At 62.1% G+C, this 19,755-nt stretch carries 21 protein-coding genes; 11 read left to right on the forward strand and 10 right to left on the reverse strand.

Going from position 1 to position 19,755, the window contains the following annotated elements; translation table 11 throughout:
- Positions 1 to 17: 17 nt before the first annotated feature.
- Positions 18 to 1,262, forward strand: coding sequence for a saccharopine dehydrogenase family protein (locus AC07OJ_RS06530; protein ID WP_495094242.1), 1,245 nt, complete (start codon positions 18 to 20; stop codon positions 1,260 to 1,262).
- Between the two features lie 212 nt (positions 1,263 to 1,474).
- Here the strand turns inward: AC07OJ_RS06530 and AC07OJ_RS06535 are convergent, their stop codons facing one another.
- Complete coding sequence (locus tag AC07OJ_RS06535; RefSeq protein WP_065907576.1) at positions 1,475 to 2,254, reverse strand: IclR family transcriptional regulator; 780 nt, start codon at positions 2,252 to 2,254, stop codon at positions 1,475 to 1,477.
- Positions 2,255 to 2,469: 215 nt separating this feature from the next.
- Here AC07OJ_RS06535 and AC07OJ_RS06540 point away from each other — a divergent pair, with 215 nt between their 5' ends.
- From AC07OJ_RS06540 to AC07OJ_RS06570, 7 genes are all read left to right on the forward strand, one after another.
- Positions 2,470 to 3,252: an ABC transporter substrate-binding protein gene (locus tag AC07OJ_RS06540; protein WP_495094243.1), complete on the forward strand. Its 783-nt coding sequence runs from the start codon at positions 2,470 to 2,472 to the stop codon at positions 3,250 to 3,252.
- Positions 3,249 to 3,917: an amino acid ABC transporter permease gene (locus AC07OJ_RS06545; RefSeq protein WP_065907573.1), complete on the forward strand. Its 669-nt coding sequence runs from the start codon at positions 3,249 to 3,251 to the stop codon at positions 3,915 to 3,917. Before AC07OJ_RS06540 ends, AC07OJ_RS06545 begins: the two co-directional genes overlap by 4 nt.
- Positions 3,914 to 4,666 carry an amino acid ABC transporter ATP-binding protein gene (locus AC07OJ_RS06550; RefSeq protein ID WP_065907571.1) on the forward strand — a complete coding sequence of 251 codons (753 nt, stop codon included), beginning with the start codon at positions 3,914 to 3,916 and terminating at the stop codon, positions 4,664 to 4,666. Before AC07OJ_RS06545 ends, AC07OJ_RS06550 begins: the two co-directional genes overlap by 4 nt.
- Complete coding sequence (locus tag AC07OJ_RS06555; RefSeq protein WP_495094244.1) at positions 4,663 to 5,931, forward strand: NAD(P)/FAD-dependent oxidoreductase; 1,269 nt, start codon at positions 4,663 to 4,665, stop codon at positions 5,929 to 5,931. The genes AC07OJ_RS06550 and AC07OJ_RS06555 overlap by 4 nt, the downstream gene beginning before the upstream one ends.
- Before the next feature lie 134 nt (positions 5,932 to 6,065).
- Positions 6,066 to 6,836 carry a methanethiol S-methyltransferase gene (gene mddA / locus AC07OJ_RS06560; RefSeq protein ID WP_495094245.1) on the forward strand — a complete coding sequence of 257 codons (771 nt, stop codon included), beginning with the start codon at positions 6,066 to 6,068 and terminating at the stop codon, positions 6,834 to 6,836.
- Positions 6,837 to 7,322: 486 nt separating this feature from the next.
- A complete protein-coding gene (locus tag AC07OJ_RS06565; RefSeq protein ID WP_495094246.1) occupies positions 7,323 to 7,658 on the forward strand; it encodes a DUF6124 family protein in 336 nt (111 codons plus the stop codon).
- A gap of 71 nt (positions 7,659 to 7,729) precedes the next feature.
- Positions 7,730 to 8,233, forward strand: a complete 504-nt coding sequence (locus AC07OJ_RS06570; protein WP_201145093.1) for a signal peptidase II — start codon at positions 7,730 to 7,732, stop codon at positions 8,231 to 8,233.
- A 5-nt stretch (positions 8,234 to 8,238) separates the two neighbouring features.
- Here the strand turns inward: AC07OJ_RS06570 and AC07OJ_RS06575 are convergent, their stop codons facing one another.
- The 3 genes from AC07OJ_RS06575 to AC07OJ_RS06585 all read right to left on the reverse strand — a co-directional run bounded on the left by AC07OJ_RS06575 (position 8,239) and on the right by AC07OJ_RS06585 (position 9,944).
- The gene (locus AC07OJ_RS06575) at positions 8,239 to 8,559 is read right to left on the reverse strand and encodes a hypothetical protein (protein ID WP_213553818.1); all 321 of its coding nucleotides are present in this window, start codon (positions 8,557 to 8,559) and stop codon (positions 8,239 to 8,241) included.
- 76 nt (positions 8,560 to 8,635) lie between these two features.
- Positions 8,636 to 9,544, reverse strand: a complete 909-nt coding sequence (gene glsB, locus AC07OJ_RS06580) for a glutaminase B (protein WP_495094273.1) — start codon at positions 9,542 to 9,544, stop codon at positions 8,636 to 8,638.
- Positions 9,545 to 9,599: 55 nt separating this feature from the next.
- The gene (locus AC07OJ_RS06585; protein WP_065907561.1) at positions 9,600 to 9,944 is read right to left on the reverse strand and encodes a hypothetical protein; all 345 of its coding nucleotides are present in this window, start codon (positions 9,942 to 9,944) and stop codon (positions 9,600 to 9,602) included.
- Positions 9,945 to 10,034: 90 nt separating this feature from the next.
- Between AC07OJ_RS06585 and AC07OJ_RS06590 the strand changes: the two genes are divergently transcribed.
- Positions 10,035 to 10,370 (forward strand): hypothetical protein, encoded by a 336-nt coding sequence (locus tag AC07OJ_RS06590; protein WP_495094247.1) that lies wholly within the window; start codon positions 10,035 to 10,037, stop codon positions 10,368 to 10,370.
- 861 nt (positions 10,371 to 11,231) lie between these two features.
- Here the strand turns inward: AC07OJ_RS06590 and AC07OJ_RS06595 are convergent.
- Positions 11,232 to 11,642 (reverse strand): hypothetical protein, encoded by a 411-nt coding sequence (locus tag AC07OJ_RS06595; RefSeq protein WP_065907546.1) that lies wholly within the window; start codon positions 11,640 to 11,642, stop codon positions 11,232 to 11,234.
- Positions 11,643 to 11,751: 109 nt separating this feature from the next.
- Here AC07OJ_RS06595 and AC07OJ_RS06600 point away from each other — a divergent pair, with 109 nt between their 5' ends.
- Complete coding sequence (locus AC07OJ_RS06600) at positions 11,752 to 12,600, forward strand: AraC family transcriptional regulator (protein WP_065907544.1); 849 nt, start codon at positions 11,752 to 11,754, stop codon at positions 12,598 to 12,600.
- Here AC07OJ_RS06600 and AC07OJ_RS06605 read toward each other — a convergent pair whose 3' ends face one another.
- From AC07OJ_RS06605 to AC07OJ_RS06625, 5 genes are all read right to left on the reverse strand, one after another.
- Entirely contained in the window at positions 12,601 to 13,389 is a 789-nt protein-coding gene (locus AC07OJ_RS06605; protein WP_065907542.1) for an ABC transporter ATP-binding protein, read from the reverse strand.
- Positions 13,383 to 14,372, reverse strand: a complete 990-nt coding sequence (locus tag AC07OJ_RS06610; protein WP_120448929.1) for an ABC transporter permease — start codon at positions 14,370 to 14,372, stop codon at positions 13,383 to 13,385. The genes AC07OJ_RS06605 and AC07OJ_RS06610 overlap by 7 nt, the downstream gene beginning before the upstream one ends.
- The gene (locus AC07OJ_RS06615; protein ID WP_213553821.1) at positions 14,359 to 15,417 is read right to left on the reverse strand and encodes an ABC transporter substrate-binding protein; all 1,059 of its coding nucleotides are present in this window, start codon (positions 15,415 to 15,417) and stop codon (positions 14,359 to 14,361) included. Before AC07OJ_RS06615 ends, AC07OJ_RS06610 begins: the two co-directional genes overlap by 14 nt.
- A gap of 388 nt (positions 15,418 to 15,805) precedes the next feature.
- A complete protein-coding gene (locus tag AC07OJ_RS06620) occupies positions 15,806 to 17,131 on the reverse strand; it encodes an LLM class flavin-dependent oxidoreductase (protein ID WP_495094248.1) in 1,326 nt (441 codons plus the stop codon).
- On the reverse strand, positions 17,128 to 18,066 hold the full coding sequence (locus AC07OJ_RS06625) for an aliphatic sulfonate ABC transporter substrate-binding protein (protein ID WP_495094249.1): 939 nt from the start codon (positions 18,064 to 18,066) through the stop codon (positions 17,128 to 17,130). The genes AC07OJ_RS06620 and AC07OJ_RS06625 overlap by 4 nt, the downstream gene beginning before the upstream one ends.
- Positions 18,067 to 18,312: 246 nt before the next feature.
- Here AC07OJ_RS06625 and AC07OJ_RS06630 point away from each other — a divergent pair, with 246 nt between their 5' ends.
- Positions 18,313 to 19,257 (forward strand): aliphatic sulfonate ABC transporter substrate-binding protein, encoded by a 945-nt coding sequence (locus AC07OJ_RS06630; RefSeq protein WP_495094250.1) that lies wholly within the window; start codon positions 18,313 to 18,315, stop codon positions 19,255 to 19,257.
- Positions 19,258 to 19,755 lie beyond the last annotated feature (498 nt).

Genomic DNA, 19,755 nt, shown 5'->3' on the forward strand with positions numbered 1-19,755 from the left:
AAGGAGAGATAAAGCAATTGAAAAAGAACGTTCTTATCATTGGTGCAGGAGGTGTCGCCAAGGTGGTGGCCCACAAGTGCGCGCAGCACAACGACGAACTCGGTGGTATTGCTATCGCGTCGCGCAACATCTCCAAATGCCAGGCCATCATCGACAGCGTCAAGGCCAAGGGTAGCCTCAAGGTACCCGCCGACATCCAGGCCTTCGCGCTGAACGCTTTGGACGTGGAAGCGACCAAGGCCCTGATCCGCGAGACACAATCGCAGATCGTCATCAACGTGGGTTCCGCGTTCCTCAACATGTCGGTCCTGCGTGCCTGCATCGACACGGGCGTCGCGTACCTCGACACCGCCATCCACGAAGAGCCGGGCAAGGTCTGCGAGACCCCGCCGTGGTACGGCAACTACGAATGGAACCACCTGGAAGAGTGCAAACAGAAGAACATCACCGCCATCCTTGGCGTGGGCTTCGACCCGGGTGTCGTCAACGCGTACGCCGCGCTGGCGCAGCAACAGCATTTCGACCGCATTGATTCGATCGACATTCTCGACGTCAATGCCGGCTCCCATGGCAAATACTTCGCCACCAATTTCGATCCGGAAATCAACTTCCGCGAATTCACCGGACAGGTGTGGAGCTGGCAGAACAGCCAGTGGACCAGCAACACCATGTTCGAAGTCAAGCGCACCGACGACCTGCCGGTAGTCGGCTCGCAGAACCTCTATCTGACCGGCCACGATGAAGTGCACTCGCTGTCGAAAAACCTCGACGTGCCCAACGTGCGGTTCTGGATGAGCTTCGGCGAACACTACATCAACGTGTTCACCGTGCTGAAAAACCTCGGCCTGCTCTCCGAAAAGCCGGTCACCACCGCCGAAGGCCTGGAAGTCGTGCCGCTGAAACTGGTCAAGGCCGTGCTGCCCGACCCGTCGTCGCTGGCGCCTGGCTACACCGGCAAGACCTGCATCGGCGACCTGGTCAAGGGCACCAGGAACGGCCAGCCGCACGAGGTGTTCATCTACAACGTGGCGGATCACGAAGAAGCCTTCGCCGAGACCGACAGCCAGGGCATCTCCTACACCGCAGGCGTGCCTCCGGTCGCTGCTGCGCTGCTGGTAGCCCGTGGTGAATGGGATGTGCAACGCATGGCCAACGTCGAGGAACTGCCGGCTGAGCCGTTCCTCAAGGCGCTGGACGTGATGGGCCTGCCGACTCGAATCAAAGACGAGCACGGTGATCGGGCTTGGGACGCGATTGCCTGATAGGCGATGGCTGACCGAACAAAAAAATGCGCCCCAAGGGGCGCATTTTTTGTTGGGGCTCACATAACTATCAAAGAACAATGAAGATCAAAATGTGGGAGCGGGCTTGCTCGCGAATGCGGTGTGCCAGTCACTGCATCTGGCGACTGATACACCGCATTCGCGAGCAAGCCCGCTCCCACATTGAATTGGCCGTGTTCTTGAGAATGGGGCTATTCAAGATTGCGCGCCGAATTGCTCAACGCCCTTGAGCACTGCAACAACGCCGGCGCCAACTGCTTCTCCGCGTCCGCCCGACTCCAGCGACTGGTCGGCGCCACCACATGCACCGCCGCCACTGGCCGGCCATTCGCGCCCAGCACCGGTGCGCCGATGGTCATGTCGCCGAGGAACAGCTCCTGGGCATTGACCGCATAGCCCTGCTCACGCACCTGCTGCAACGATTCCAGGATCCTGTCGACCTCGGTCAATGTCTGGCTGGTGTGCGCAATGCGCTGGCTGTGCTCGATCAGCGCCAACGCTTCATCCGTAGGCAACGCGCTCAAATACGCGCGCCCCGACGCCGTGCAGTACATCGGCACTCGCGAGCCGATCGGCATGTGCACCGGCACAAAGCCCGCGCTGACGAACCGCGCGATATAGGTCATGTCGTAGCCCGCAGGCTCAGTCAGGCATGAGGTTTCGCCGGTCAGCCGCGTCAGTTCGGACAGGAACGGGTTGGCCACTTCGATCAGCGAATGCGCGTCCAGGTAACTGAAGCCCAACTCCAGCACGCGCGGGGTGAGTTGGTAATGCCGGGTGCGCGAGTGTTTCCGAAGGTAACCCAGGCTTTCAAGGGTAAACACCATGCGCTGGGCCGAGCTTTTGGTCATGCCGGCGGCCTCGGCCACCTCTGCAAGGCTCATGCTGCGGCGCTGGGCGCTGAATGCCTTGAGCACCGACAGGCCTTTTTCCAGGGATTGGTTGTGCAAACTGTTGCGTTCTTCGGACATGGCGGACTCGCGGTCAGGACGATCAGGCGTGGCGATATTTCTACCCTAAATCGCAAAAATAGACCACAAAATATCGCATATCGATACGACAAGTTCATTTTGTCGATTTTACGTGGCGATATTCGATTTACTCCAATCGAAATGGCACAGAGCTTGCGGTTTCATCGGCAGCCGCTTGCGCTACTGACTTTCCGTTTTCCTTTTGGAGTAACCCGATGAACAGTCTTTCGCCCGTGTTTCGCCGCCTCGCCTTCGCCGTGTGCGCCACGCTCTGCGTCAGCGCCGCGCACGCAGAAAGTGCGTCCACGTACAAAGTCGGTGCAACGGCCAGTGGTTCGCCGTTCACCTTCCTCGATATCAAGAGCAACAGCATCCAGGGGGTGATGGTCGACGTGGCTGAAGCCGTCGGCAAGGTCGGCGGCTTCACCAGCCAGATCGAACAGACCAACTTCGCCGCGCTGATCCCCTCTCTCACCTCCGGCAAGCTCGACTTCATCTCCGCCGGCATGCTCAAGACCGAAGAACGCACCAAGGTCGTCGATTTCAGCGCCCCGGTATATGCCTACGGTGAAGGCTTGATCATCAACGCCGAAGACAACACCGCCTACCCCGACCTCACCCCATTGAAGGACCAGGTGGTCGGCGTGCAGGCTGGCACGATCTTTTACGATCAACTGAACAAGCTCGGCATCTTCAAGGAAATCCGCACCTACGACTCGATTGGCGAGATGGTCCGCGACCTGTCCCTGGGCCGCATCAAGGCCGCCGTTGGCGACCAGCCAGTGGTGGCGTACCAGATCCGCCAGAAACTGTTCAAAGGCGTGAAACTCGCCGCCGACTACCAACCGGTCAACGTCGGCGAGGTCTGCCTGGTAGTGCGCAAGGGCGACGCGCAAACCCTCGAACGCCTGAACACTGCCATCGCCAGCATCAAGGCCGACGGCACCTTGGACAGCATCCTCAAGAAGTGGGGACTTGATACCCAGGTGCGCCCATGAACCTGGCTGAGTTCCTGCAGAACGCCCAGGATTTCCTGCCGATTCTGCTGCAGGGCGCCTGGGTGACGATCCAGATCACCGTGCTGTCGTTCCTGCTCAGCAGCGCCATCGGCCTGGTGCTGGCGTTGCTCAAGCTGTCGCCGATCCGCGCGCTGTCGTGGACAGCGAGCACCATCATCAACGTGATCCGTGGCCTGCCGATCATCGTGCAGCTGTTCTACATCTACTTCGTCCTGCCGGACATGGGCGTGCACCTCACGGCGTTCTACGCCGGGGTGATCGGCATGGGCATCGCCTATTCGGCGTACCAGGCCGAGAACTTTCGCACCGGCATCATTGCGGTCGAACAGGGCCAGCGCGAAGCCGCCGAAGCCCTGGGCATGCGCTCGGCGTTGATGATGCGCCGGGTGATCCTGCCGCAGGCGTTTCGCATTGCCTTGCCGCCCTACGGCAACACCCTGGTGATGATGCTCAAGGACTCGTCCCTGGTGTCGACCATCACCGTCGCCGAGATGACCCGCCAGGGCCAACTGATCGCCTCGTCGACCTTCCAGAACATGACCGTCTACACCCTGGTCGCCCTGCTCTACCTGCTGATGAGCCTGCCGCTGGTGTATGGCCTGCGCCGTATGGAACAGCACTTGGGCCGGAGGAAAAAAGCATGATCGAGATTCGTCAGCTGCAAAAACATTACGGCAGCCACCGCGTATTGCACGGCGTCGACCTCGACGTGGCCAAGGGCGAAGTGGTGTGCCTGATCGGCCCCTCGGGCTCGGGCAAATCCACCCTGCTGCGCTGTATCAATGCACTGGAAGCCTACGACGGCGGCACGATCAGCGTGTTCGGTGAAACCGTGCAGCGCGGCAGCAAGACCGTGCACGCCCTGCGCAGCCGCATGGGCATGGTGTTCCAGCGCTTCAACCTGTTCCCGCACCGCACGGTGCTGGAAAACGTGATGGAAGGCCCGGTGTACGTCAAGGGCGAGTCACCTGGGCAAGCGCGCGAGGAAGCCCTGGTGCTGCTGGAAAAAGTCGGCCTGAGTGCCAAGGCCGACGCCTACCCGGAACAACTCTCCGGCGGTCAGCAACAGCGCGTGGCTATCGCCCGCGCCCTGGCGATGAAACCCGAAGCCATGCTGTTCGACGAACCCACCTCGGCCCTCGACCCGGAACTGGTCGGCGATGTGCTGGCGGTGATGCGCACCCTGGCCGACGAAGGCATGACCATGATCGTGGTCACCCACGAGATGGGCTTTGCCCGCGAAGTGGCCGACCGCGTGTGCTTCCTGCATGGCGGCTACATCGTCGAGAGCGGCCCGGCCGAGCAGGTGCTGGGCGACCCGCAGCACGCGCGCACCCAGGATTTTCTGCGACGCGTGCTGCACCCCACCGGCACTGCAAGGAGCCTGTCATGAAGTCGTTGTGGTCGGCGACGGCGCCGTCCGTGCTGCCAACGCCCGCGCTGGCGGAGTCGCTGAAGGTCGACGTGGCGATTGTCGGGGCGGGCTATACCGGCCTGTCGACGGCGCTGCACTTGGCCGAGCGCGGGGTCAGTGTATGCGTGCTGGAGGCGAATGAGCCGGGCTGGGGCGCCTCGGGGCGTAACGGTGGACAGGTCAACCCGACACTCAAATACGACCCGGAGCAACTGGTGCAGATGTTCGGACCGGAGCGCGCCGAGCCACTGATCTCGACGGTGTCGAATTCGGCGGACCTGGTGTTCAGGTTGATCGACAAGCACGGCATTGATTGCGCGCCGGTGCGCAAGGGCTGGATGCAGGTGTCGTACACGCAAAAGGGCGTGGCCGGGCTGCATGCGCGAGCCGAGCAATGGGCGCGACGCGGCGTGCCGGTGCAGCGCCTGGATGCAGCAGCGGTGGCCGCGCGCATGGGCAGCGAGGCGTTCGCTGGCGGCTGGCTGGACGGCCGTGCCGGGGCGATTCAGCCGCTGGCGTATGCCCGTGGGCTGGTCGGCGCGGCATTGGCGGCGGGTGTGCGCATTCATGGGCACAGTGCGGTGACAGGGTTGCAGCACCACGGCGGCGGATGGCAACTGCAGACGGCTGGGGGGGCTCAGGTCACGGCTGATCAAGTGGTGCTGGCCACCAACGGCTACAGCGGCAACCTGTGGCCGGGGATGGCGCAGAGCATTCTGGCGGCGAACAGTTTTATCGTCGCCACCAAGCCGCTGAGTGGGCGCGCGGCAGAGTGTATCCTGCCGGGACAGGAAACCGTGTCCACCGCGCAACGGCTGCTGCTGTACTTTCGCAAAGACAGTCATGGACGCTTATTGATGGGCGGGCGCGGGTTGTTCAACGATCCCACATCACCGGCCGACTTTGCCCACCTGGAGCGCTCCCTGGCACTGCTCTTTCCGCAATTGGGCCCGCTGGAATTCGAGTACCGCTGGGCCGGGCGCATCGCAATCACCCGCGACTTCATGCCCCACGTGCACCAGCCCGCGCCGGGGCTCACCCTGGCGTTGGGCTGCAATGGCCGCGGCATCGCGCTGTGTACCAGCCTGGGGCAGCAATTGGCCGCACGCTTGTGCGACAGCCACGCGGAGTTCGCCTACCCGGTGACACCGTTGCAACGCTTGCCGATGCACGGGTTGCAGCGGTTCTACATTGGCGCGGGGGTAGCGTGGTACAGCCTGCTGGACCGGCTCAATATCAGCTGAATCCTATTCCCAGGCACGCTGCAGACTGTCAATTCTCACAGGTTACCGCTCGCGCAAAACTCGCTAGGCTTAGCCCAGATGCATTGGCTGGCCTGCTGGGATTGCGGGCGATCAACTGAGTGAGAAGGACATCCATGAACCTCGAACATCCTCCACACACCGCCCGAATGCTCGGGCTGGTGTACAGCGCCTGCTGCTACCTCGTATTCCTGTGCACCTGCGTGTACCTGATCGGCTTTGTCGGCGAGATCGGGGTGCCCAAGCACATCAACGACGGCCCACCCGGTGAGTGGCCGACCGCCGTGTTGATCAATGCCGCGCTGATCATGCTGTTCGGCGCCCAGCACACGGTCATGGCGCGCCGGGGTTTCAAGCAATGGCTGGCAGGGTTCATCCCGGCGCCGGTTGAACGCTCCACGTACGTGCTGCTCAGCAGCCTGGTGCTGGGGTTGATGTTCTGGCTGTGGCAGCCCATTACGGCGAGTGTCTGGAAGGTTGAAGCCGCCTGGGCCGATGCCCTGTTGATGGGCCTGTTCTGGCTGGGCTGGGGCATCGCGTTGCTGGCAACGTTTTTGATCAACCACTTTGAGCTGTTCGGGCTCAAGCAGGCCATCGACCGTTGGCGCAAGCCCACGTCACAGCCGCCGGTGTTTACGACGCCACTGTTTTACAAGCTCGTGCGTCACCCCCTGTACCTGGGTTTCCTGATTGCCTTCTGGGCAACGCCACACATGACCGCCGGGCATCTGTTGTTTGCGGTCGGAATGACGGTTTATATCTTCATCGGCGCACGCTTTGAAGAAAAGGACCTGGTGACGCTGTTCGGTGAGCGGTACCGACGCTACCAGCAAGAGGTCGCCATGATTATCCCCGGGTCAAAGCCCCCGAAAAAACCCAAAAACTAGCCCCCCCCTTGTTTTTTTGTGGTGAGCGGGCTTGCCCCGCGTTGGAGTGCGCAGCACTCCCGCTGTTTCCAGCCCAACCCCAATCAACAAGCCCCCGCCGTGATCAGCTCACAGGCACCCATGGACTGCCACGCCGCACCGAGATTGACTGAATCAACCCGCCGATAAACGGTGCCCCGCGCATGCGGCTCTCGGACTTTTCCGACAAGGCTTTCAGGTTGTGGCTCGCCAAGGTGCTGGCTAACCTCTCGTCGTCGCTGCCAATTCAGCGGCCGGATTTGACCGTCCGCCCTCCCAAATGCATCTGTGCCACATCGAATCAGGCGTTTTGTGTACGCCTGTTGTATCGTGTCGCGGCAGCTGTACGCGGGATACCTTCGGGTATGCCGGGCTACTTTGGGACCGGTCGGTCAACCCGCGTATAGCTGCCACCCTCTCTCGTTTGACCGCGAATCGTGGCAGCTCCATTCCCGGAGAGATTCCACCATGATTAAAGACAGCCCCAACCCCCCAAGCCATCCCGATTTCGACACCAGCACCCTGCACGAAGTGGCCTACCGCGCCATCGATCACTACCTCAACCCAAAACCCGCCACGCCCGAATCCAACGACGGACTCTTCACCGTGCGCGCCGACCTGGGCACCGAAACCCTGCTGGTCAACGCCTCCCAGGACCTGGCCTGCATCAGCGACATCGCCACTCACCTGGCGTTCGAGATCGACGGGACTCAACGCAATGTCGCGCTGGGTATCTGCCGTATGCTCGACGGGGTACAACTGCTGGTGGACAAGGCACTGAGCGTGGCCCATCCGGCGGCGTGACGATGGACGCGATACAGCGCCTGAGCTATCTTCGGGCGCTCTATCGAAAGCCTGAAACAGGAAGTTACCGCTTGAGCACGTCGCCCCTACTGCGAGGCCGCACCTTCGCCCTCCTCGCCGGCCTCGCCTTTATTGCCGTGGACCAACTCGTCAAACTGCTGGCCCTGGTTTCACTGCACGCCCACAGCTTCAAAATCGGCGCCAACCCGATCAACCTGGCACTCGAATTGAGCCTGAATCCCGGCGCGTTCCTCAGCCTGGGCGCCGCGTTGCCGCCGCAGGTCAAACAGCTGATTTTCATCGTCGGCGTGGCTGTCGTAGTGGCTTGGGCACTGTGGTGGTCCCTTTCCAACTGGAACCAGCCCCTGCGCAAAGTCCTGCCGCTGTACGCCATCGCCCTAGGCGGCATTGCCAACCTGATCGACCGCGTCTTTCGCGACGGGCACGTGGTTGATTACATGGTGCTGAACGTCGGGCCGGCCCATACCGGCGTGTTCAATATTGCCGATATCGCAATCACCGTGGGCGCGCTGTATTTGATGATGGATTTGTTCATGAAGCCGCGCAAAGCCTAGGCCTGTCAGTACGCCTCACCCTCGTCGCCCCTGATAGTCGCGGCAAACGATTGAGCAATAGCCTTGGCTTTCACGATCGCTTCATCGCTGTACACAAAGGCAATCTCACCACGCCGGTAGTCAAAATAGTAAGCCTGCTGCGTGGTGGGAGAGGTCCAGTAGGCGGTTTGATTTCCGCCCATGGAAATCACCGCACCGGTAGTGGGATTAATGCCGGTCACCTCGTCCTGCAGCTCCAGGGTTGGATCGCTGGCACACAACGCGCGCCACTCTTCAGGCGCAATTGCATGGCTGTCGGCACGGGCGATGTGAAGTTCGTAAGCCATGAAGATACCTATCTGGACACTGCAGAAATGCTCGTTCCCACGCAGCGCAGGAACGGCCTGGAACACCTTTATAACCTCAAAACACCGACCAACCAATCCGCTCGCTCAACAACTCCAACGCCTTCATCCCCGCCAGCGAGTTCCCCGCCGCGTTCAACTCCGGCGACCATACGCACACCGTGAACTGCCCCGGCACCACCGCGACGATCCCGCCGCCGACGCCGCTCTTGCCCGGCAAGCCGACGCGATAGGCAAAGTTGCCCGCCTCGTCGTACAGGCCGCTGGTGGCCATGATCGAGTTGACTTGCTTGGTCTGGCGCGCGGTGAGGATCTGTTCGCCGCTGTGGGCACTCACGCCTTCGTTGGCCAGGAAGCTGAAGGCCTTGGCCAAGTCCAGGCAGCTCATCTGCAGCGCGCAGTAATTGAAGTAACTGTGCAGCACCGCGTCGACATCGTTATGGAAGTTGCCGAAGGATTTCATCAGGTAAGCCATGGCCGCATTGCGCGCGCCGTGCTGGGCTTCGGAGTCGGCGACGATGCTGTTCACCAGGATCTGCGGGTTGCCCGACAGACGCCGCACGAAATCGCGCATCGACAGGATCGGCACGGCGAAGCGCGACTGGTTGATGTCACAGATCACCAGCGCGCCAGCGTTGATGAAGGGATTGCGCGGGCGGCCGCGTTCGAATTCCAGCTGCACCATGGAGTTGAACGGCTGCCCCGACGGCTCGTGGCCCAGGCGCTCCCAGATGGTTTCGCCGCCGTGGTCGATGGCCTGTACCAGGCTGAATACCTTGGAAATACTCTGCACCGAGAACAGCGTATCGGCATCGCCTGCGCAGTACGCCGAACCGTCGTTGCCGTACACTGCAATGCCGAGCTGGTTGGCGGGTACGTCGGCCAAGGCGGGGATATAGTCGGCGACTTTGCCCTGGCCGATCAGTGGGCGCACTTCGTCGAGGATCGACGAAAGCATCGCCTGCATGTCTTGTGCTGTCATCTGTCTTTGAATCAATGGGAAGCGGGCCGCGGAGGATACTTCAATGCGCGCGGAAGCCCCAGACTATCTCGACCATGCGTTCGGCAATCACCAGGTAAACCAGGATCATCAGCAGTTGCAGCACGAGGTGGTAGCGCAGTTTGGAAAGCCTGCGAATGCCGTCGCTCACGTTCAGCACCAACAACAGCGACGACAGGATGATCAGCCCCCAACCGGCCACGCTGGAGGCGAACACGCCGATAAACAAGTCACGCTGCCCGAGCACTGTATTAGTCCCCGCTGCAAACAGCAGTGCGCACACCAGCAGGTTCTTCACATTGTCGAAGATTTGCGTGCTCAGGTCGTTTTCCAGCAGTGCCACATAGCGTTTCCATAACGTGTGCATGGGTCAGTACCGGGAGGGATCGCTCGTCATTCAAAGTAGTCCAATTGCCCGTACACTGCACCGTTGCGCTAACTCCACGAGGACATTTGCATGAAATTGATGATCGGCCTGGCCGCCCTGCTGTTGCTATCGGCGTGCTCTGCAACACCGCCCGCCCAGGATTCCACCGCGTCTGCCTGCCTGGCCGGCGGCGGCACCATGAAGCAAGTTGGCAAGCTGCAGAGCTGGAAGTGCGTTACACCGTACCAGGACGCCGGCAAGGCCTGCACCGACTCCAGCCAGTGCGAAGGCGAGTGCCAGACCAGCGTGACGACCCAATCCGGCAACGGCCCGGTAACCGGTGCATGCCAGGTGGACAACGGACATTTCGGCTGCTCGGCAACCGTAGAAAAAGGCCAACTGGGCCGCGCGATCTGCGTGGACTAAGGCCGCCACCGCCCCCCTGTGGGAGCGGGCTTGCTCGCGAAGGCGGTGTGTCAGTTGATCCATCAATTGCCTGACACACCGCCTTCGCAGGCAAGCCAGCTCCCACTTTTTGATCTCCATACACCCAGGTGCCTGGGCGCCAGCCCAATCCCCACCTTTGATCTCCATGCACCCGGATCCCTAAGCCCCACCCCAATCCAATGTGGGAGCGGGCTTGCCCGCGAAGGCAGTGTGTCAGCTGATGCATCCGGCGCCTGACACACCGCTTTCGCAGGCAATCCAGCTCCCACTTTTTGATCTCCATACACCCAGGCGCCTAGCCGCCACCTCAATCCCCACCTTTGATCTCCATGCACCTGGATGCCCAGGCCCACCCCCAATCCAATGTGGGAGCGGGCTTGCCCGCGAAGGCAGTGTGTCAGCTGATGCATGAGGTCCCTGACACACCGCTTTCGCAGGCAAGCCAGCTCCCACCTTTTGATCTCCATACACCCAGGTGCCTAGCCGCCACCTCAATCCCCACCTTTGATCTCCATGCACCTGGATGCCCAGGCCCCACCTCAATCCAATGTGGGAGCGGGCTTGCTCGCGAAGGCAGAGTGTCAGTTGATGCATCAGGTGCCTGACACACCGCCTTCGCAGGCAAGCCAGCTCCCACTTTTTGATCTCCATGCACTCAGGTGCCTAGGCGCTACCCCAATCCCCACCTTTGATCTCCATGCACCCGGATGCCTGAGCCCGACCCGAATCCAATGTGGGAGCGGGCTTGCTCGCGAAGGCGGTGTGTCAGCTGATGCATCAGGTGCCTGACACACCGCCATTGCAGGCAAGCCAGCGCCCACAGGCTTGTATTGGCGCAGCTCAGAAATGCGCCACGTCCGACACCTGCTCATCCAGCACATCGCGCGCCAGTGCCCAGGCCTGGTCCTTGGATTCGACCACCAGCAGCGGATAGCCCCAGGCCTTGCCGAACATGACCGCAAACGGCTTGAGGGCCAGGCGTTGCGCGGCGCTGGGCTCGACCTGGATCATGCCTTTGACGAACGTGCGCAGCGCCTGTTTGTTCTTTTTCATCCAGATCGACGCCTGCTTGCGCTCTTCGTGGGAGTGCTCGTGATTGTTTTCATCGGCGGATTTTTCGTGCAGCAGCATGAAGGCTTGCTCCCTCGCCAACAGGCGCTCAAAGGCCAGGAACGCATCCTCCGGCCCGCCTTCGTTGGGGGCGTCAAACACGATTTTCACCACGGGGAACGTTGTACTGTCGAGTCGCATGGCCAAGCTCCTTAATGAGAGTGACTCTCACTATAATGAGCCCGGAACTGGACGGCATTGCACAGAATAGCCAGACTGTTTCGCAATTCAGCCAAACTGCGAACGCGCCATGAGACACCACCGCCTGGACTTGCACGACCCGCTGATGGCCAAGGATGCCGACGTGTTCCCGCGTGCCGTGGTCGCGGTAGGTGCCACCAGCGCCTCGGACACCTGGGAACACGCGCAACACGCGCACCGCAAAGGCCAGTTGATGTACACCCTGCGCGGGGTGATCCATTGCGAAATCGAAGCGGGAATCTGGATCGTGCCGCCGCAATGCGCACTGTGGATTCCCGGCGGCACCTGCCATGCGGCGCGCGGCTCGGGTGAGGCGGAAGTCTATTGCCTGCTGATCGACCCCGATGCCGCCTGCGCCCTGCCCCCGCAGTGCTGCACCCTGGCAGTGTCCGGCCTGTTGCATGAGTTGATCAGCAAGGCGGTGAGTTTCCCGCAGCTGTATGACGAGGCCGGCGCCCAGGGCCGCTTGATCAACACGCTGCTGGACGAGCTGGCCGCTGCCCCCATCGAAGCGCTGCACCTGCCGATGCCCCGGGACCCGAGGCTGCGGCGCCTGGCCGACAGCCTGCTGGCCGAACCCGCCGACAAGGCCACGCTTGGCCAATGGGCGGTGCGCATCGGCATGAGCGAGCGCAGCATGACGCGCCTGCTGCTTGAGGAGTTGGGCTTGAGTTTCGGCCGTTGGCGACGGCAGTTGCATGTGATCCTGTCGTTGCAGCGCCTGGCCAAAGGTCAGAGCGTGCAAGCCGTGGCCCTGGACCTGGGCTATGAGAATGCCAGCGGCTTTATCACCATGTTCCGCAAGGCGGTGGGCCAGCCGCCGGCGCGCTACCTGGCCGAGCGCGCCGGTGTGTTGAGCGCGACCAGCCAGACCATTGCGCTGAAAGATGCGCGCTGACTACCAGCTTTCTCCGAGCCCCAGCAGGCCAAGAATCTGCCGCCGCAAATCGACCAGATACGGGTCGTCGCGGTGCCGTGGATACGGCCTGTCGATGTGCAGTTGCGCCTGGATTTTCGCCGGGCGGTCGCTGAACACAATCACCCGATTGGCCAGCAGCAGCGCCTCTTCCACATCGTGGGTGACCAGCAATGCCGTGTAGCCCTGGCGCTGCCACAGGTCGATGAGTTCCTTTTGCATGGTGATACGCGTCAGCGAATCGAGCTTGCCCAGGGGCTCATCGAGGATCAGCAAGCGCGGCTGGTTGACCAGCGCACGCGCCAGCGCGACACGTTGCGCCATGCCGCCAGACAATTGCCGAGGGTAGGCACGGGCAAACTGGCTGAGACCGACTTTTTCCAGCGCCTCGTCGACCTTGCCGGCATGGGTCTTGAGCAGGCCCTGGGCTTCCAGGCCAATGGCAACGTTGTCCCACACGCGGCGCCACGGGTACAGGGTCGGGTCCTGGAAAACCACCACGCGGCTCGGGTCGGGGCCGAGGATGGCCTCGCCGTCGGCCAGCAGCTTGCCGGCATCCGCAGGTTCGAGGCCGGCCACCAGGCGCAGCAAGGTGGATTTGCCACAGCCCGAAGGCCCGAGCAACGCCACGAACTCGCCCGGTGCAACATCCAGGGAGACCCGCTCCAATACCGGCAGGTGCTGACCGTCCAGGGCAAAGCCATGGCTGAGGTTTTCAATACGCAGTGCCAACCCCGTGGAAGCGGCGACTGCAGTTGCCAGGGCTACCATTTCATCGTTCCTTTTTGCCAGGCCAACAACCGATCGCGCACCAGGAACAACCCGGTGATCAACCCCGAACAGGCCAACGCCATGATCAACAGTGCAGCGTACATATTCGCGTAGGCGGCCCAGCCCTGGGCCCACTGCAGGTACCAGCCGATGCCGGATTTCACGCCCATCATCTCCGCCACGACCAGGGTGGAAAACGACGCGCCAAGGCCCATGAACAGACCGACGAAAACGTGGGGCAACGCGGCGGGAATCGCCACCTTGAAAATCAGAAAGCCCTGCTTCGCGCCCAAGGTGCGCGCCACGTCGTAATAAGCTTTGTCGACGCTGGCGACGCCGGACCAGGTCAGCACCGTGACCGGAAACCAGGTGGCCAGCGCGATCAGGAACACGCTGGCGCTCCAGCTGCTGGGAAACAGGAAAAAGCACAGCGGCAACAACGCCGTCGACGGCACCGGACCGAGAATGCGCAACACCGGGTGCAGCCAGTAACCGATCCGCGTGGACCAGCCGATGGCTACGCCGGCGACAAAGCCGGTGGCGGCGCCCAGCGCCACGCCGGAGCCCAGCAACACTGCCGAATGCAGCAGGCTGTCGGCCAGCCGCGCGTAGTCTTCGAGGTACACCGCGAGCAAGGCCTGCGGTGGGGCAAAGAACGGCACCGGCAACAACGCCAGTTTGGCGGTGAGCAATTCCCAGAGGCCCAGCAGCGCCGGCAAGGCGATCAGCCAAGGCGCCGCCGTGCGCAGGCGCTGCCCGAGCCTGGTCAATTTGCGCCCGAGCAGGCTCAGCAGGATAAACACGACCGCTACGCCGACGCACAGATTCGCCAGGCCCTGGGTCATCGGCCAATTGCGCGTCGCGTTGGGCCAATAGCTGATCAACAGCGCGACGGCCACCCAGGCCGCCACCACGGCGGCGCCCTGCCAGCCGACCTTGAGAGCCACGGGCGGATTGAGGGTTGTGGCGTCAGCTGAAGACATCGGCGGTGATCTCCTTGGCGAATTCCACCGGGTCGGTGCCCTTGCTGATCACTTCGACGGTTTTCAGGTCGGTGACGTAGGTGGTGATCTCCTGGGTCAATGCCGCGCCGACCGCATGGTGGCCGTGGGTGTGGTCGTGGAGGATCGCCTGCACTTCTTCGGTGGAGGTGTTCAGCGCATAGGCCTGGAAGCCCTTGGCGACGGCCTCCGGGTGCTGCACGGAATAGTCATGGGCTTCGAGAATCGCCTGGGTCAGCGCCGCCACTACGCGTTTGTCTTCACGCACCAGCTTGCCGGTGACACCGACCACGCAGCAGCTGAGGTTGGCGTATTCCTCCACCAGGTTGGTGGACAGCTCGCGTGCCACGCCGGACTTGATCAGGCGGTACATGAACGGGTCACTGCCGCTCACCGCCTGCACTTCGCCACGCTCCAGCGCAGTGCCCAGCAGGTCGGCCGGGTAGAGGCGCCATTCGACATCGCGCACCGGGTCGACGCCGTGCTTTTTCAGCAGGATCGAAAAGAAATTGCGGTCCGGGCTGGCCATGTCGGTCACGCCGATGGCCTTGCCCTTGAGGTCTTCGAGCTTGCTCACGCCGCCGTTCACGGCACTGAGCAAACGCAGGCAACCGCCATGCGTGCCGGCAGTGAGCTTCACATCAAAGCCCTGCTCCAGCGCCTTGAGCCACCGCAGCGCCATGCCCACGCCCGCATCCGCCTTGCCGGTGGCGATGGCTTCGAGCAGCACTTCGGTGGAGTTGCCGAAGTTGACCAGCTCCACGTCGAGATTGTGCTTGGTGAAAAAGCCCTGGCCGTGGGCGATCACCACCGGGGCCAGGCACACGGCGTTGAGGTTGACGGCCAGTTTCAGCTTGCGCGGCGCGTCCAGGCGGATGAAGTCTCCGGTGCCGGCGGGCTCCTGGGGCGTGTTGTGGCCGGCGTGTTCATCGGCGGCAAAGCCCAGGCCGGGCAGCGACAGACCAGCCAGGGTCAGGCCGGCCATGCCGAGCAGGCGGCGACGGGTCAAGTGATCGAAAGTGGCCATGCTCAATATCCCTTTTAAATTGATGTTGTTGGTCATGCGGTAAGCGGGCTTTTCTGTGGTGAGCCCGCTCGTCTGTGGTGAGTGGGCTTGCCTGTGGTGAGCCCGCTTGCCTGTGGTGAGTGGGATTGCCTGTGGTGAGCCCGCTTGGATGTGGTGAGCGGGCTTACCTGTGGTGAGCGGGCTTGCCCCGCGTTGGGCTGCGCAGCGGCCCCAAATACAGTCACCGCGTTCTTCCAGGTACACCGCGGGGTTGGGTTTTGGGGGCGCTGCGCGCCCCAACGCGGGGCAAGCCCGCTCGCCACAAAAAAGCGGGCTTGCCACAAAAAAACTGCTCACCACAAAAAAGCTCGGTCCCCACAAAAAAGCGCGTGTGTCGCGCAAGTTGCGCTCAGGCCTGCACGTCAGCCAGTCCCAAGTGCTCGCGCAGCGTGGAGCCCTCATACGCTTTGCGGAACAAGCCTTTGCGCTGCAGGTGCGGAATCACACTCTCGACAAACTCAGTGAACGACCCCGGCAAATAACCCGGCGAAATTACAAACCCGTCGCAACCGCCCTGCTCGAACAGTTCGGCCAGTTGGTCGGCGATCTGCGCCCCGGTGCCTACCAGTTGCGGCACGCGCACGCTGCTGGCGAAGATCCGGCCGAGTTGTTCCAGGGTGGTCTGCGGGCCTTGCATCAGCAGCTTTTCCGCAGCAGCCGGATGGATCAGCGGCGACTGCGCGATTTCCGCCAGCGTGGCGCTCAACGGGAAGGGCGACAGGTCCACATTCAACTGCGAAGCCAGCGTCACCAGGCCCAGCTCGGGACGCGCCAGGGCGTTGTGCTGGTCGCGCTTGGCGCGGGCTTCGGCTTCGCTGCCGCCAATGAACGGCATCACCGCTGTCAGCACCTTGCAACTGTCGGCCTCGCGGCCTTGCTGCACGACCTGCGCGCGCACGTCATCGCGAAACGCGCGCATGGCTGCCAGGTGCGGGTGAATGGTGAAAATCGCTTCGGCCCAGCGCGCGCCAAACCGACGGCCACGTCCGGAGGAACCGGCCTGGATCAGCACTGGCCGCCCCTGGGGCGTGCGCGGAATATTCAGCGGGCCCTCGACCTTGAACCACTCGCCCTGGTGCTGCACCGACTGGATCAACACCGGGTCGGCGAGCACGCCGCTGGCACGATCGAGCTTCAATGCGTCCTTGCCCCAGCTGTTCCAGAGCTTCAGCGCGACTTCGACAAATTCATCGGCGCGATCATAGCGCAGGTCGTGTTCCAGGTGCTTGTCCTTGCCAAACAGGCGCCCTTCGCTGTCGTTCATCGAGGTGACGATATTCCAGGCCGCGCGGCCCTTGGACAGGTGGTCGAGGGTGGCAAACTCGCGGGCGATGTGTGCCGGTTCGTAATAGGTGGTGGACCGCGTCGCGCCCAGGCCCAACTTGCGGGTCTGGCCGATCAGGTAGGAGAGGATCGGCAGCGGGTCGAGGCGCGTGGCGTCCTGGGCGCCGTAGCGCAAGGCCAACTCGCGGGAGCCGCCCATCTGGTCGCCCACCGCCAGGCGATCGGCGAAGAACAGAAAGTCGAACAGCCCCTCCTCCACCACCTTGGCCACTCGCGCGTAGTACTCGGGATCGAGGTAATTGCCGACAGTTTCCGGATGGCGCCACACCGCATGGCTGTGCACCACGGGCCCGCTCAGCAGGAAGGCTGACAAGTGGATCTGGCGGCTCATGGCTTCGGCGTCCACACGGTGATATCAGAGACTTTGAGCGGCTTGGGAATCAGCTTGGCGGCGTAGTAGTAGTCGGCAATGCGTTGCTGTTCGGCGAGGTTGTCCACCTTGACCGGGATGATGTCGTAGCTGCGGCGGCTGTTGGCGCGCTCCACCGTCGCCGGGGCGATGTTGCCCCACAGCGGACCGAGAATTTCAGCGGCCTCCTTGGGATGGGCTTTGACCCATTGGCCGGTCTCGCGCAGGGTGTCGAACGTCACCTGCAACACGTCCGGATGCGCCTTGGCGAACCGGGTCGTGGCCAGGTAGAAGCGGTTGTAATTGGCCTGGCCGTCGCTGCCGTCGGCAATCACGCGCGCGTGGTGGTCGAGTTGCTGGGTGGCGTAGAACGGGTCCCAGATCACCCAGGCGTCCACGCTGCCATTGGCGAACGCCGCGCCGCCGTCGGGGGCTTCGAGGTAACGCGGGGTGATATCGGCAAGGGTCAGCCCGGCTTTTTTCAGCGCACTGATCAGCAGGAAATTGCTGCCCGAGCCTTTGGACACGGCGACGGTCTTGCCCTTGAGGTCGGCAACGCTGTGGATCGGCGATTTATCCTGCACGATGATCGCCTGCGCGCCGGGCGACGCGTTTTCCTGCGCGTAGTAGGTCAGCGGCGCATCGGCGGCCTGGGTGAACAAGGCGAAGGCGTCGGCGACATCCGCATGCAGATCGACACTGCCGGCGTTCAACGAGCTGAGCAGGCCGGTGCTGAATTCATGCCAGTTGACCGTGAACCCCAGCGGCTTGAGGCGCTGTTCCAGCTGGCCATTTTGCTTGAGCAGGATCCACAGGGTGGATGAGCGCTGGTAGCTGATATCCAGGGTCTGCTCGGCATGGGCCGCCGCTGCGGCAAACAGCAGGCTGGCGGCGAGAATGAGTTTCTTGAACGTCATGAAAAGGCCTTGGCATAGAAGAAGTGAAAGAAGCTGCATATGCCAAAACGCGGCATAAGGCCTGGCAAATAAGCGAACTTGATTATATTAATGACGAGCGATTATGAAAGAACTCTATAATTCTATGGTTATGCCGAATTCGCAGGACTGTGCGAAAAGCGCCCTAAGCTAAGATCGAAAGAGTATTTATCGAATAGTTTTTAGAACTTTATGCTTGGCGATATTTCGCTGAAGATCGAGCTCGCCATGTCCATTCGCCGTCCCCTCGCCGTCGTTTTAGGGTTGCTGGCCTTTTCCGTTGCCATCAGCGCCGAAGCCCAGGAAACCCTGCGCATCGGCTACCAGAAATCCTCGACCCTGATCACCCTGCTGAAAACCCAGGGCAGCCTGGAACAAGCCCTCAAGGCCGACAACATTGATGTGAGCTGGCACGAGTTCCCCAGCGGCCTGCCGCTGCTCGAAGCGCTGAACGTGGGCAACGTCGACATCAGCGCCGATGTGGCGGATACCGTGCCGATCTTCGCCCAGGCGGCCCAGGCCAAACTCACCTACTTCGCCCAGGAAGCGCCCTCGCCTTCGGCCCAGGCCATCGTGGTGCGCAAGGATTCGCCGATCCAGCAACTGGCGGATTTGAAAGGCAAGAAAATCGCGGTGACCAAGGCGGCCGGCACCCACTATTTGCTGATCGCGGCGCTGGCCAAGGCGGGGCTGGCCTTTTCGGATATCGAGCCTGCGTACCTGTCGCCGGCCGATGGTCGCGCGGCGTTCGAGAACAACAAGGTGGATGCGTGGGTCACCTGGGAACCCTTCCTGACCAGCGTGCAGCGTCAATTGCCGACACGCACCTTGGCCGACGGCGCCGGGCTGGCCAGTTACAAGCGTTACTACCTGACCGGGACGCCGTACGCCAAGGCGCATCCCGAGGTGTTGAAAGTGGTGTACGCGCAGCTGGAGAAAACCGGCGAGTGGGTGAAGAAAAACCCGCAGGACGCGGCGAAAATCCTCGGCCCGTTGTGGGGCAACCTGGACGTGGCCACCGTAGAAGCGGCCAATGCGCACCGCAGTTATCAGGTGCAACCGGTGACGCTCGATCAGTTGGGTGAGCAGCAGAAAATTGCCGACGCGTTCTTCAAGGCCGGCTTGCTGCCCAAGGCGGTAGACGCCAAGGATGTGCAGACCTGGAAGCCCTGAGGCCGGGCACGGTCTAAATGTGGGAGCGGGCTTGCTCGCGAAAGCGGTGGTTCAATGAATACATCTTCGACTGAAAGACTGCATTCGCGAGCAAGCCCGCTCCCACAATTTGATCTCCATACCCCTTCCAAGCCGTGACTCGATCAACTGTGGGAGCTGGCTTGCCAGCGATGGCGACCCGTCAGCCACCTCTTCATTGCTGAACCACCGCTATCGCTGGCAAGCCAGCTTCCACATTTTTGATCTCCATACCCTCTCCAAGCAGTGACTCGATCAACTGTGGGAGCGGGCTTGCCTGCGATGGCGACCCGTCAGCCACCTCTTCATTGCTGAACCACCGCTATCGCTGGCAAGCCAGCTCCCACATTTTTGATCTGCATACCCTCTCCAAGCAGTGACTCATCTACTGTGGGAGCGGGCTTGAACTGGCCTAATGATTTTGGACACCTCAATCGGGCGCTATGATGGCGTCCAAATCTGAGGTGTTTGGATATGCGT

The organism is Pseudomonas sp. GW821-FHT09C08 (genome assembly GCF_059418125.1).

Bases quoted from the DNA above. Each gene is read 5' to 3' on its own strand.
- glsB (WP_495094273.1), bottom strand. From the start codon at position 9,544: ATGCAGGCGATGCTTTCGTCGATCCTCGACGAAGTGCGCCCACTGATC.
- AC07OJ_RS06550 (WP_065907571.1), top strand. From the start codon at position 3,914: ATGATCGAGATTCGTCAGCTGCAAAAACATTACGGCAGCCACCGCGTA.
- AC07OJ_RS06585 (WP_065907561.1), bottom strand. From the start codon at position 9,944: ATGCACACGTTATGGAAACGCTATGTGGCACTGCTGGAAAACGACCTG.
- AC07OJ_RS06545 (WP_065907573.1), top strand. From the start codon at position 3,249: ATGAACCTGGCTGAGTTCCTGCAGAACGCCCAGGATTTCCTGCCGATT.
- AC07OJ_RS06630 (WP_495094250.1), top strand. From the start codon at position 18,313: ATGTCCATTCGCCGTCCCCTCGCCGTCGTTTTAGGGTTGCTGGCCTTT.
- AC07OJ_RS06625 (WP_495094249.1), bottom strand. From the start codon at position 18,066: ATGACGTTCAAGAAACTCATTCTCGCCGCCAGCCTGCTGTTTGCCGCA.
- AC07OJ_RS06535 (WP_065907576.1), bottom strand. From the start codon at position 2,254: ATGTCCGAAGAACGCAACAGTTTGCACAACCAATCCCTGGAAAAAGGC.
- AC07OJ_RS06610 (WP_120448929.1), bottom strand. From the start codon at position 14,372: ATGTCTTCAGCTGACGCCACAACCCTCAATCCGCCCGTGGCTCTCAAG.
- AC07OJ_RS06540 (WP_495094243.1), top strand. From the start codon at position 2,470: ATGAACAGTCTTTCGCCCGTGTTTCGCCGCCTCGCCTTCGCCGTGTGC.
- AC07OJ_RS06565 (WP_495094246.1), top strand. From the start codon at position 7,323: ATGATTAAAGACAGCCCCAACCCCCCAAGCCATCCCGATTTCGACACC.
- AC07OJ_RS06595 (WP_065907546.1), bottom strand. From the start codon at position 11,642: ATGCGACTCGACAGTACAACGTTCCCCGTGGTGAAAATCGTGTTTGAC.
- AC07OJ_RS06600 (WP_065907544.1), top strand. From the start codon at position 11,752: ATGAGACACCACCGCCTGGACTTGCACGACCCGCTGATGGCCAAGGAT.
- AC07OJ_RS06555 (WP_495094244.1), top strand. From the start codon at position 4,663: ATGAAGTCGTTGTGGTCGGCGACGGCGCCGTCCGTGCTGCCAACGCCC.
- AC07OJ_RS06615 (WP_213553821.1), bottom strand. From the start codon at position 15,417: ATGGCCACTTTCGATCACTTGACCCGTCGCCGCCTGCTCGGCATGGCC.
- AC07OJ_RS06620 (WP_495094248.1), bottom strand. From the start codon at position 17,131: ATGAGCCGCCAGATCCACTTGTCAGCCTTCCTGCTGAGCGGGCCCGTG.
- mddA (WP_495094245.1), top strand. From the start codon at position 6,066: ATGAACCTCGAACATCCTCCACACACCGCCCGAATGCTCGGGCTGGTG.
- AC07OJ_RS06605 (WP_065907542.1), bottom strand. From the start codon at position 13,389: ATGGTAGCCCTGGCAACTGCAGTCGCCGCTTCCACGGGGTTGGCACTG.
- AC07OJ_RS06575 (WP_213553818.1), bottom strand. From the start codon at position 8,559: ATGGCTTACGAACTTCACATCGCCCGTGCCGACAGCCATGCAATTGCG.
- AC07OJ_RS06590 (WP_495094247.1), top strand. From the start codon at position 10,035: ATGAAATTGATGATCGGCCTGGCCGCCCTGCTGTTGCTATCGGCGTGC.